We start from the raw sequence: 11,723 nt of genomic DNA on the forward strand, positions 1-11,723 counted from the left end.
GCTTAACCCCGTTGGCGGCGGCGGGCCGTAACAGCCTGCACCGATTCACTTCACGGAGCCGTTCCATGATCCCGTCACCGGCCTTTCGCCCTCGCCGTCCGCTCGTCGCGCTGCTGTGCGCCTCCCTGGTCCTGAGCGCCTGCGGCGCCACCGAGCCGCAGGCAGCGGGCCGCAACGATGCCGCCGTCGCCGCCCCGGCCACGCGCTGGCCCGCGCCGGCGCTGCAGGCCACCGACGCCGCCACGCCCGCGCGCAGGATCGAGCCGGCGATGCCGAACTTCGAGGCGCCGTCGGCGAAGCATTGCGCGCGGCCGATCCGGACCAGCGAGACCCCGGGCAGCGGCGGGAGCGCGCGGCACCGGTCTGCCCTGGCCGCCGTCGGCGCGCCCCACGCGATGCCCGCGCCCGTCGCGCCGGGCATGGCACCGCCGGCCATGCCTACCCCGCCCCTCGCGTCGATGGCGGCGCCGGTGGCCCCGGCACCCAGCGCCGCCCCCATGGCCGAAGCCCGTTCCAGCGCGAAGATGGCGCGCTCGGCCATCGTGGAGTCGGCCCCGGCGGCCGTCCCGGCCCCCCTCACGGCAGCCGCGCCGCGCGACGCCCGCGCGGCCGCCATCGCGCAGCGCCCGGCCCACGAGCCCGTCACCGCCGGCATGGTCGACGACAACGCCGACTTCGGCGAATACCTGGCCTTCCGCAACCGCACCCAGGTCGCGCACCGCGAGCGCGACATCAGCGAGCGCTACCTGCTGCAGGTGCGCGATGCGCAGGGCACCGTCGTGCCCGATGCCGAGGTCGCCGTGCAGGCCGCGAACGGCGCCGCGATGTGGGCCCGCACCGACGCGGGCGGACGCGCCTGGCTGCATCCCAAGGCCTTCGATGCCGAATCGAGCCCGGTCTATGAAGTGACGGTGCGCAAGAACGGCCGCCAGGCGACCTCGTTCCTGCGCCGTGGCCAGAAGAACGCGGTCGACGTGGTGCTCGAGCGCCCCGGCGCCCGCCCCGCGCGCGCGCAGCTCGACCTGGTGTTCCTGATCGACGCCACCGGCTCGATGGGCGACGAGATCGCCCGCCTGCGCAGCACGCTGCGCGACATCGCCGACCAGGTCGCGCGCCTGCCGAGCCGTCCCGACACCTGCTTCGGCCTCGTCGCCTACCGCGACCTCAGCGACGAGTTCGTGGTGCGCCGGCACGACTTCACCAACGACCTCGATGCCTTCCAGGGCGTGCTCGACGCGCTGCAGGCCGCGGGCGGCGGCGACTATCCCGAGGCGATGAACGAGGCCCTGCACGAGACGGTGCAGCGCCTGAGCTGGCGCGGCGACGACACCACGCGGCTCGTCATGCTGCTGGCCGACGCGCCGCCGCACCTGGACTACCCCGGTCCGCAGTACGACGACAGCATGGCCGCCGCGCTCGGCAAGGGCATCAAGGTGCTGAGCGTGGGCGCCTCGGGCCTCGACAAGCAGGGCGAATACATCCAGCGCCAGATCGCGCAATACACCGGCGGTCGCTTCGTGTTCCTGACCTACCGGAACGCCGCCGATCCCGCGAGCGGCCCGGGCACGCAGACCGTGCACGACGTGGGCAACTACTCGGTGCAGACGCTCGACAAGCTGGTGGTGCGGCTGGTGTCCGAGGAGCTCGGCAAGCTGCCCGGCGCGCAAGCTTCGCGCGGTGGTTGAACTCCGCCAAAAGCCTGGGCTATAATCGCAGGCTCGGCTCTTTAGCTCAGTCGGTTAGAGCGATGGAATCATAATCCACAGGTCCGCGGTTCGAGTCCGTGAAGAGCCACCACACAAAAGAGAAGCCCGCTGTCCATCGGACAGCGGGCTTTTTCTTTGGTCCTGCCGCTGGCTTGCACCAGCGACTGGTCTGCACCTCAGTTCACGTCGGGACTGCGCTTGGGCACATCGTTGAGCACGGGAGCCTTGCGCTCGCCCGGCCGAGTCCCCGGATGGCGCGCGGCCCTCGACGCATGGGCCGCCAGCGCCTCATTGACCGCCCGCGGCGACAGCAGCTGCACCTTGCGGCAGTTGCTGCACTGGTAGGCGCGCAGCCAGGGAAAGAACCGCATCCAGGTGCTGCGCTCGATCCGGTTCAGATGGGTCACGCTGCATTGACAGCAGGTAAAAACCGACATTGTGTTGATACCTGAGTATTAATGGTGAACCCTTATTATTGCGCTCCAATGTGACAAAAGTCACGGTGTGAATGCCATCAAGACGTAAAGTCTGTTTCGTGACGCTCGAGTCTCTTTTCGAGCGTCCAGTCTGCGCGGCAGGTGCGCGCAGCAGCCTTGGAGACGTGAAATGCCCATGGACTTTCTTCGCCGCATCGAAGACGCCTCGTTCCCGCTGGTCATCGCCGACGAAAAAGACGTCCGCAGCGCGATCGTTCTGGAAGCCGCCGGGATGATCAAGGCGCAGTTGCCGAACCCGGAGCGGCCGGACGCCCGCCCGGCGGTGATCTTCGCCATCACGCCGCTGGGCCGTCGACGCCTCAACGAGGGTGCCGCCCCACCCTGAGCGCGGCGCACCGCCTCACCACGCCACCGTGCGTCCCCGGTAGTCGAGGTATTCGAGCCCGGGCCGCCCACGCTTCGCGAGCATCACCTCGACCAGGCTCGGCACGCTCTGCTCGATCGTCAGCCGGCCCTCGGGCCCGCCCAGCTCGGTGCGCACCCAGCCGGGCGCCATCGCCAGCAGGGCACGCGGCGTTCCGGCCTGCCGCGCGGCGAAACTGCGCAGCAACTGGTTCAGCGCCGCCTTGCTGCCGCGATAGACCTCGCGCTGGCCCGTCTCGTTGTCGGCGATGCTGCCCTGCCCTGACGACATGACGCCGATCAGGCCGTCCGGCGGCACGTTGCCCGCGAGGCTTTCCACCACCCGCATCGGGCTCAGCGCATTGGCGACCATGAGGTTCACGAAATCCTCGGTCGAGACCTCGCCGATGGTCTGGGTCGGATCGGGGTTGGTGGTGCCGGCATTGACGAACAGGATGTCGAACAGATGGCCCGCCAGCCGCTCGCGCAGGGCCTGGATCTGCCCGGGATGCGTGATGTCGAGCGACTCGATCTCGACGCGGCCGGGATGCGCGTCGGCCAAGTCGTGCAGCAGGGTGCGGGCCGTTCCGCGGACCGTGCCCATGACCTTCCAGCCCTTCTTCAGGAATTCGGCCGCGATGGCATGGCCGAGGCCGCGCGAGGCGCCGACGACGAGGATGCTGTGTTGCGGATGGGACATGAGGCGTGCTCCTTTTCTCGGGGACTGCGATGCCACGAATTCTGGGCACGCCCTCTTCCTTGCACCAGACGCCTGGCCTGCAACCAACGATTGCACCGAACGCCACGCCTGGCCGCTCCTGCCCTATGCTGGCGCCATGCCCCGTGTCGACCTCAACCTGCTGCCCGCCCTCGATGCCCTGCTGACCGAGGGCAGCGTGACCGGCGCCGCGCGGCGGCTCGAGCTCAGCGTGTCCGCCATGAGCCGCACGCTCACGCGCCTGCGCGAGGCCACGGGCGACCGGCTCTTGCTGCAGGCCGGCCGCGGCCTGGTGCTCACGCCCTACGCGATGCAATTGCGCGAACGCATCCCGGCGCTGGCGCGCGAGGCGCAGGCCGCGCTGGCCCCGGCCGACCATGCGCTGCAGATCGCCACGCTCGACCAGTGCTTCACGCTGCGCGCCGGCGAGGGCTTCATCGACCTGCTCGCCGCGCCCCTGCTGGCGCGGATCCGCCAGGCCGCGCCACAGGTGCGGCTTCGCTTCGCGCCCAAGCCCGACTGGGACGCCCGGCCGCTGCGCGAGGGCGGGATCGACCTGGAGATCGGCACCCTCAGGACCACGGCGCCCGAACTGCGCACGCGCCGGCTGTTCCGCGACCGCTACGTGGGCGTGTGCCGCAGCGGCCATCCGTTGCTCGACGAGGCGGAGATCGCCGCCGAACGCTATGCGGCCTGCGGCCACGTGGTGGCCTCGCGCGCCGGCGAGATGGACCACCCGGTCGACGAAGCGCTGGCCGCGCGGGGCCTGTCACGGCAGGTGGCGATGGTGGTGCCGGCCTACACCCACGCGATGCAGGTCGCGCGGCAGTCGGACCTGCTGGCCGTCATCCCGCACTCCTGCCTCGGCAATTCCTTCACGCCCGGCCATGCCGCGGCCCTGGGCCTGCGGCACTTCGAGCTGCCCGTGCCCACGCCGCCCTTCAACGTCTCGGCGATCTGGCATCCGCGGCTCGACCAGGAGGCCTCGCATCGCTGGCTGCGCGGCGAGGTGCTGGCGCTGTGCGAAGCCGCCTATCCCTGAAAGGGACGGGCCTCAGGCCGCCACGGCCTCGCGCGCCGGCGCGACCTTCGACGGCACCGGCATGTGCGCCGACCACTCGATGATCTCGAGCCGCCCGTCCGCATGCTCGGCCAGCGCCGTGAGGCTCTCGACCCAGTCGCCGTCGTTGCAGTAGAGGATGCCGTCGATGTCGCGCATCTCGGCATGGTGGATGTGGCCGCAGACCACGCCCTGCGCGCCGCGGTTGCGGGCCTCGCGCGCCACGGCGTTCTCGAAGTCGCCGACATAGCTCACGGCGCGCTTGACCTTTCCCTTGAGGTACTTCGACAGCGACCAGTACGGCAGCCCCAGCCGCGCGCGCAGCGAGTTGAGGTGGCGGTTGAGCTTGAGCGTGAATTCGTAGAGCGAATCGCCCACGTAGGCCAGCCACTTGGCGCACTGGATCACGCCGTCGAACAGATCGCCGTGGATGATCCAGAGCTTGCGGCCGTCGGCGGTCTCGTGGATCCATTCCTCGGCCACGTCGATGCCGCCGAAGTTGTGGTTCAGGTACTTGCGCGCGAACTCGTCGTGGTTGCCCGGGATGAAGATCACGCGCGTGCCCTTGCGCGCCTTGCGCAGCAGCTTCTGGATCACGTCGTTGTGCGCCTGCGGCCAGTACCAGTGCCGCTTGAGCTGCCAGCCGTCGATGATGTCGCCGACCAGGAACAGGGTCTCGCACTCGGTGTGCTTGAGGAAGTCGAGCAACGCCCGCGCCTGGCAGCCTGGCGTTCCGAGGTGCAGGTCGGAGATCCACAGCGTTCGAAACCGCTGCATCGGCCGCGAAACGTCCTCGTCCTCCGCCTCGGGGGGGCGGGCATCGGTGTCGCGCCATGCGCGCAGAAAAGCATCGTCGCGTTGCATGGACCGATAGGTTGGCTGTCTTGCGTGACCTGGCCATGGCAAGTGCGTGACATCCCGATGACGTCCCCACGCGCGCGCGGCCCACAATCGCGCGATGCGCCCTGGCCAGATCATCGTCCTCGCGACCCCCGTCTTCTTCCTGCTGATCGCGATCGAGTTCGCGGTCGGCCGCGTGCGCGCGCGCCGCGGCACGGGGCAGGACACCTACCGCCTCGCCGACGCGGTCAACAGCATCGGCCTGGGCATGCTGAGCCAGATCAGCGCGGTGCTCACCGGGCTGCTGCGCATCGGCATCTACACCGCGGTGTACTCGGCCGTGGCGCTGTTCCCCGACACCGACTTCTGGACCACCTGGTACGGCTGGCTGCTGGCGCTGGTGTTCTACGACTTCTGCTACTACTGGCTGCACCGCATGGGCCACGAGTCGGCCGTGCTGTGGGCCGCGCACGTGGTGCACCACCAGAGCCAGCACTACAACCTCTCGACCGCGCTGCGCCAGACTTCGAGCGGCGCGCTGCTGGGCTGGATCTTCTACCTGCCGATGGCGGCCGCGGGCGTGCCGCCGCTGGTGTTCGCCGTGGTGTCGCTGGTCGACCTGCTCTACCAGTTCTGGGTCCACACCGAGCAGGTCGGCAAGCTCGGCTGGTTCGACCGCTGGTTCTGCTCGCCCTCGAACCACCGCGTGCACCACGCGGTCAACGACCGCTACCTCGACCGCAATTACGGCGGCATCCTGATCGTCTGGGACCGGCTGTTCGGCAGCTTCAAGGAAGAGGACGAGCGCTGCGTCTACGGCACGCGCAGCCCGCTCGCGAGCTGGGACCCGCTGTGGGCCAACGCCGAGGTCTACTGGGGCCTGGCCAAGGATTCGTGGCACGCGCGCAGCTGGGGAGACAAGCTGCGCGTGTGGCTCAAGCCGCCGGGCTGGCGGCCGGCCGACGTGGCGGCGCGCTTTCCGAAGCCGGCCTTCGACATCGCGCAGGTGCGGCGCTACGAGCCCGAAGTGGGCCGCGGCGTGCAGTGGTTCGCGGGCGTGCAGTTCCTGCTGCTGCTCGCGGCCGTGGCGGTGTTCCTCTGGTTCTCCGACGGCATGCCGCTCTCGCGCTCGAGCGTGTGGCTGGCCGCGCTCACCGCCGCGCTGTGGGCCATCGGCGGCGTGCTGCAGGGGCGGCTCTCGATCGCCGAGGCCCTGCTGGTGGAAGCCGCCGCGCTGGCGACCGCGAGCGCCGCGCTCGGCCTGCCATTGCTGCACCACGCGACCAAGCCGCTGGCGCTCGCCATCGCGGTCTTCATCGCCACGCGGCGCGCGCTGGCGCGGCCCGGCGGCATGACGCGCTTCGACCTGCTGCTGGTCGCGGGCCTGGTCGGCTCGCTCGCGGGCGACGTGCTGCTGATGGGCCCGGCCTCGCTGTTCGTGCCCGGCCTCGTGTGCTTCCTGCTCGCGCACCTGGCCTACATCGGCGTGTTCCGCATCGGCGTGGGCTTCTTCCCGCGGCCCGCGGCGCTGGCGGTCACGCTGGCGATCGGCGCGGCGATGTACGCCTTCCTGTGGCAGGGCGGGCTGCCGGCCGCGCTGCGCATCCCGGTCGCGCTCTACGTGCTGGTGATCGCCTGCATGGCGGCCCAGGCGCTGGGCCGGGCCTTCGTGCTGCGCGACACAACGGCTGGATGGGGCGCGGGCTGGGTGGCGGCGGGCGCCTGCTGCTTCATGCTGAGCGATGCGCTGCTCGCGACCAACCGCTTCGTGGCGCCGCTGCCGCTGGCGCAGCTGTGGGTGCTCGCGACCTACTACGTGGCGCAGACGCTGATCGTGCGGCACGCGCGGCCGCCGGGCTGACGCCGTGCGCCAGCGGTCGCGTCAGTCGTGGCAGCGCTGGATCTCGACCGTCGAGTGCCGGATCTCCTCGTGCATCGAGAAGCAGGCCCGCACCTGGTCGGCCGTCAGCGTGGCCGAATGGGTGACCACCGTGAGCGCGCAGGCATAGGCCTCGCGGCCCACCCGCCACACGTGCAGGTCGGCCACGCGCGTGAGCGAATCGGCCAGGCCGGCCTCGATGCCCTCGCGGATCTCCTCGGCCACCGGGTGGTCCATCTCGCGGTCGAGCAGCACCTTGCCGGTTTCCTTCAGCAGCCCCTTCGCCCAGACCGCGACCAGCACCGCGCCGACGATGCCCATCGCCGGGTCGAGCCAGGCCCAGCCGTAGAACCAGCCGCCCAGCAGCGCCGCGATCGCGAGCACCGAGGTCGCGGCATCGGCCACGACATGGATGTAGGCCGAGCGCAGGTTCAGGTCGTGGCCATGCTCGCCGTGCGCGTGGTGATGGTCGTGATCGTGGTCGTGCGCATGCCCGTGGTCGTGGCCAGGGTGGTGATGCGCCCCGCCCAGCAGCCGCGCGCAGACCAGGTTGACCACCAGTCCCAGCACCGCCACCGAGATCGCCTCGGGATAGTGGATCGCCGAGGGCGACCACAGCCGCTCGAGCGAGCCCACCACCATCAGCGCCGCGATGCCCAGCAGCACCAGCGCGCTCGCGAAGCCGCCGAGCACCTCGATCTTCCAGGTGCCGAAGGCGAAGCGCGGGTCGCGCGCATAGCGCCGCGCGGCCGCATAGGCGAAGGCGCTGAGGCCGATGGCCAGCGCGTGCGAGCTCATGTGCCACCCGTCGGCCAGCAGCGCCATCGAGTTGAACCACCAGCCGGCGCCGATCTCGATCGCCATCATCGCGGCGGTGATCCACATCACGAGCCGCGTGCTGCGCTCGGCGCGTTCGTTGTCGCTGCCGAAGTGGTGCTCGTGCTGCCACGCGCTCAGGTCATGGGTGTGCATGGTGAAAAGTCTCTCAGCTGCCGAACAGGTCCTGGCCCTCGGCGCGGCTCGACGGCGGCGTCACGCCGAGGTGGCGGTAGGCGGCCAGCGTGGCGATGCGCCCGCGCGGCGTGCGCTGCAGGTAGCCCTGCTGGATCAGGTAGGGCTCGATCACGTCCTCGATGGTGTCGCGCTCCTCGCCGATGCTGGCCGCGACGTTGTCGAGTCCCACCGGGCCGCCGTCGAAGCGGTGCACCACGGCCTCGAGCAGCTTGCGGTCCATCAGGTCGAAGCCCTGCGGGTCGACGTCGAGCATGGCCAGCGCCTTGTGCGCGATCTCCTCGGTGATGCGGCCGTCGCCCTTGACCTCGGCGTAATCGCGCACGCGGCGCAGCAGCCGGTTGGCGATGCGCGGCGTGCCGCGCGAGCGGCGCGCGATCTCGAAGCCGCCGGTCTCGTCGGTCTCGACCTTGAGCAGGCCGGCGCTGCGGCGCACGATCAGCGCCAGTTCCTCGGGCGTGTAGAACTCCAGCCGCGCGACGATGCCGAAGCGGTCGCGCAGCGGATTGGTGAGCATGCCCGCGCGCGTGGTGGCGCCCACCAGCGTGAAGGGCTGCAGGTCGAGCTTGATGCTGCGCGCGGCCGGGCCCTCGCCGATCATGATGTCGATCTGGTAGTCCTCGAGCGCCGGGTAGAGGATTTCCTCGACCACCGGACTGAGCCGGTGGATCTCGTCGATGAACAGCACGTCGTTGGGCTCGAGGTTGGTCAAGAGCGCCGCCAGGTCCTTGGGCTTCTCGAGCACCGGGCCCGAGGTCTGGCGCAGGTTCACGCCGAGCTCGGCCGCGATGATGTGCGACAGCGTGGTCTTGCCCAGGCCCGGCGGGCCGAACAGCAGCACGTGGTCGAGCGCCTCGCGGCGCTTGCGCGCGGCGCCGATGAAGATCTCGAGCTGCTCGCGCACCTTGGCCTGGCCGACGTACTCGTCGAGCAGCTTGGGGCGCAGGGCCCGTTCGATCGCCTCCTCGTTGGGCGAGGCGGGCGCGGCGGACACCACGCGTTGCGGGGCGGGGGCGAAGTCGTCGGTCTGGATGGTCATGGGCGCGGGGGGTGCGGCGAGTTTAGTGGCTGCATCGCCGCCGCGGACGGCCCGCGGCCCCGGCGCCACGAGGGCCTTTCGCGGGTTTTCGCGGGCTTTTGCAGGCGGGACCTGCGCCTACAGGAGCGCTCGCCTGCACTGGCAGAATGCCCCGACCAGAATGAAGAGGGGATCACGACAGTGTCGATCTACGAACTGAAGCCGCGTTTCCAGGCCCTGCTTCGGCCGCTCGTGGTCGGACTGCATGCACGGGGCGTCACCGCCAACCAGGTCACGCTGAGCGCCTGCGTGGTCTCGGTGGCCATCGGGCTGTGGCTCTACCTGGCCGCGCCCTCGCTCGCGGCCTTCGGGCTGATCCCGGCCTGGATGTTCCTGCGCATGGCCTTCAATGCCATCGACGGCATGCTGGCGCGCGAGCACCACCAGCAAAGCCGGCTCGGCGCCTTCCTCAACGAACTCACCGACGTGGTCTCCGATGCCGCGCTGTACCTGCCCTTCGTGCTGGTGCAGCCCTTCAGCCCGTTCTGGGTCGGCACCGTGATCGTGCTGGCCGGGCTCAGCGAATTCGCCGGCGCGCTCGGCCCCACGGTCGGTGCCTCGCGCCGCTACGATGGGCCGCTCGGCAAGAGCGACCGTGCCTTCGTGTTCGGCGCGCTCGGCCTCTACGTGGCGCTCGGCGGCCCGCTGCCGGGCTGGACCGCGCTGCTGATGCCGCTGCTGGCGCTGCTGGTGGCCTGGACCGTGGTCAACCGCGTGCGCCGCGCGCTCGCCGAAGCCGAGGCCGCGGACGGCACCACGCCAAAACAAACAACAGGGATTCAATGAACGACAACACCACCGACACCGGCGCCTCGCCGTCTCCCCTCACGCAACGGCCGCTGGCCGAGCGCCAGTTCCGCACCCACGACGGCGAATCGCTGTTCTACCGCCACTGGCCGGCCACCGGCCCCGCGCGGCGCGGCGCCATCGTGCTGTTCCACCGCGGCCACGAGCACGGCGCGCGCATGGCGCACCTGGTCGACGAGCTCGACCTGCCCGATTTCGACGTCTTCGCCTGGGACGCGCGCGGCCACGGCCGCTCGCCGGGCCAGCGCGGCTACAGCCCCAGCTTCGGCACCTCGGTGCGCGACGTGCAGACCTTCGTGCAGCACATCGTCGGCGCGCACGGCGTGGCCGAGCACGACATCCACGTGATCGCGCAGAGCGTGGGCGCGGTGCTGGTCGCGACCTGGGCCCACGACTACGCGCCCAAGGTGCGCGGCCTCACGCTGGCCTCGCCGGCCTTCAAGGTCAAGCTCTACGTGCCGTTCGCGCGGCCGGGCCTGGCGCTGATGCACAAGCTGCGCGGCCTGTTCTTCGTCAACAGCTACGTCAAGGCCAAGTTCCTCACGCACGACCCGGCGCGCATCGCGAGCTACGAGAGCGATCCGCTGATCACGCGACCGATCGCGGTCAACATCCTGCTCGGCCTGTACGAGGCGGCCGAGCGCGTAGTGGCCGATGCGAACGCGATCACGCTGCCGGTGCAGCTGTTGATCTCGGGCGCCGACTGGGTGGTGCACCACAAGCCGCAGCACCAGTTCTTCGAACGGCTGGGCAGCGCGGTCAAGACCAAGACGGTGCTGCCGGGCTTCTTCCACGACACGCTGGGCGAGAAGGACCGCGCACCCGCGGTGCAGGCCATCCGCGAATTCGTGCTGCGCCTGTTCGACGAGGCGCCCGCGCCGGTGGACCGCCGCGGCGCGCACCTCGAGGGCGAGACCGCCGAGGAATCGCGCGCGCTGGCCGCGCCGCTGCCGGCGCTGTCGCCGCGCGGCCTCTACTGGTCGCTCACGCGCGCCGGGCTGCGCTTCGGCGGCGGCCTGTCCGAGGGCGTGAAGCTGGGCCACGACACCGGCTTCGACTCGGGCAGCACGCTCGACTACGTCTACCGCAACGTCGCGCAGGGCAAGGGCGCCATGGGCCGCGCCATCGACCGCAACTACCTCGAGGCCATCGGCTGGCGCGGCATCCGGCAGCGCAAGATCCACGTCGAGGAGCTGCTGCGCATCGCGATGGAACGGCTGGCCGAAATGCACCGCGAGGTGCGGCTGATGGACATCGCGGCCGGCCATGGCCGCTACGTGCTCGACGCGGTGCTCGCGAGCCCGGTCAAGGCCAGCTCGATCCTGCTGCGCGACTACAGCGAGATCAACGTGCGCGACGGCCGCGCGCTGATCGCCGAGAAGGGGCTGGAGGACGTCGCCCAGTTCGTGCAGGCCGACGCCTTCGACCGCATGAGCCTCGCGAGCGTCACGCCGCGGCCCACGCTGGCGGTGGTGTCGGGGCTGTACGAGCTGTTCCCCGACAACGAGATGGTGCGGCGCTCGCTCGCGGGCGTGGGCGACGCGGTGGAGGACGGCGGCTGGCTGGTCTACACCGGCCAGCCCTGGCATCCGCAGCTCGAGATGATCGCGCGCGCGCTCACCAGCCACCGCCAGGGCGAGGCCTGGGTGATGCGCCGCCGCACGCAGGTCGAGATGGACCAGCTGGTGGAGGAGGCGGGTTTCCGCAAGATCGACCAGCGCAGCGACGAGTGGGGCATCTTCACCGTCTCGCTGGCCCGGCGCACCGAGCACTGAGCGGGCCCGC

11 protein-coding genes and 1 tRNA gene are annotated in these 11,723 nt (G+C 70.6%); 7 read left to right on the plus strand and 5 right to left on the minus strand.

Features of this window, described 5'->3' with window-relative positions; translation table 11 throughout:
• The first annotated feature begins 65 nt into the window (after window positions 1-65).
• A complete protein-coding gene (locus AC07RM_RS27970; protein WP_495336629.1) occupies window positions 66-1,685 on the plus strand; it encodes a vWA domain-containing protein in 1,620 nt (539 codons plus the stop codon).
• 35 nt (window positions 1,686-1,720) lie between these two features.
• A tRNA-Met gene (locus AC07RM_RS27975) sits at window positions 1,721-1,797 on the plus strand.
• A gap of 85 nt (window positions 1,798-1,882) precedes the next feature.
• On the opposite strand, the gene AC07RM_RS27980 is transcribed toward AC07RM_RS27975, so the two are convergent.
• The gene (locus AC07RM_RS27980; RefSeq protein WP_490877501.1) at window positions 1,883-2,113 is read right to left on the minus strand and encodes a hypothetical protein; all 231 of its coding nucleotides are present in this window, start codon (window positions 2,111-2,113) and stop codon (window positions 1,883-1,885) included.
• Between the two features lie 199 nt (window positions 2,114-2,312).
• Here AC07RM_RS27980 and AC07RM_RS27985 point away from each other — a divergent pair, with 199 nt between their 5' ends.
• Entirely contained in the window at window positions 2,313-2,528 is a 216-nt protein-coding gene (locus tag AC07RM_RS27985) for a hypothetical protein (protein ID WP_296798419.1), read from the plus strand.
• A gap of 15 nt (window positions 2,529-2,543) precedes the next feature.
• Here AC07RM_RS27985 and AC07RM_RS27990 read toward each other — a convergent pair whose 3' ends face one another.
• Entirely contained in the window at window positions 2,544-3,245 is a 702-nt protein-coding gene (locus tag AC07RM_RS27990) for an SDR family NAD(P)-dependent oxidoreductase (RefSeq protein ID WP_495336630.1), read from the minus strand.
• Between the two features lie 136 nt (window positions 3,246-3,381).
• Between AC07RM_RS27990 and AC07RM_RS27995 the strand changes: the two genes are divergently transcribed.
• Window positions 3,382-4,305 carry a LysR family transcriptional regulator gene (locus AC07RM_RS27995; RefSeq protein ID WP_495336631.1) on the plus strand — a complete coding sequence of 308 codons (924 nt, stop codon included), beginning with the start codon at window positions 3,382-3,384 and terminating at the stop codon, window positions 4,303-4,305.
• Between the two features lie 12 nt (window positions 4,306-4,317).
• Here AC07RM_RS27995 and AC07RM_RS28000 read toward each other — a convergent pair whose 3' ends face one another.
• Window positions 4,318-5,187, minus strand: coding sequence for a UDP-2,3-diacylglucosamine diphosphatase (locus AC07RM_RS28000; RefSeq protein ID WP_093347983.1), 870 nt, complete (start codon window positions 5,185-5,187; stop codon window positions 4,318-4,320).
• A 94-nt stretch (window positions 5,188-5,281) separates the two neighbouring features.
• On the opposite strand from AC07RM_RS28000, the gene AC07RM_RS28005 reads away from it, so the two are divergent.
• Complete coding sequence (locus tag AC07RM_RS28005; protein ID WP_495336632.1) at window positions 5,282-7,024, plus strand: lysoplasmalogenase family protein; 1,743 nt, start codon at window positions 5,282-5,284, stop codon at window positions 7,022-7,024.
• A 21-nt stretch (window positions 7,025-7,045) separates the two neighbouring features.
• Here the strand turns inward: AC07RM_RS28005 and dmeF are convergent, their stop codons facing one another.
• Together dmeF and ruvB are read right to left on the minus strand one after the other, a co-directional pair.
• Entirely contained in the window at window positions 7,046-8,014 is a 969-nt protein-coding gene (dmeF, locus tag AC07RM_RS28010; RefSeq protein ID WP_495323041.1) for a CDF family Co(II)/Ni(II) efflux transporter DmeF, read from the minus strand.
• 13 nt (window positions 8,015-8,027) lie between these two features.
• Window positions 8,028-9,092 (minus strand): Holliday junction branch migration DNA helicase RuvB, encoded by a 1,065-nt coding sequence (gene ruvB, locus AC07RM_RS28015; RefSeq protein ID WP_208513869.1) that lies wholly within the window; start codon window positions 9,090-9,092, stop codon window positions 8,028-8,030.
• 180 nt (window positions 9,093-9,272) lie between these two features.
• On the opposite strand from ruvB, the gene AC07RM_RS28020 reads away from it, so the two are divergent.
• Together AC07RM_RS28020 and AC07RM_RS28025 are read left to right on the plus strand one after the other, a co-directional pair.
• Entirely contained in the window at window positions 9,273-9,917 is a 645-nt protein-coding gene (locus AC07RM_RS28020; RefSeq protein ID WP_490877496.1) for a CDP-alcohol phosphatidyltransferase family protein, read from the plus strand.
• The gene (locus tag AC07RM_RS28025) at window positions 9,914-11,713 is read left to right on the plus strand and encodes a bifunctional alpha/beta hydrolase/class I SAM-dependent methyltransferase (protein WP_495336633.1); all 1,800 of its coding nucleotides are present in this window, start codon (window positions 9,914-9,916) and stop codon (window positions 11,711-11,713) included. The genes AC07RM_RS28020 and AC07RM_RS28025 overlap by 4 nt, the downstream gene beginning before the upstream one ends.
• Window positions 11,714-11,723: the final 10 nt, after the last annotated feature.

It is taken from the genome of Variovorax sp. GW821-FHT09B05, assembly GCF_059418265.1.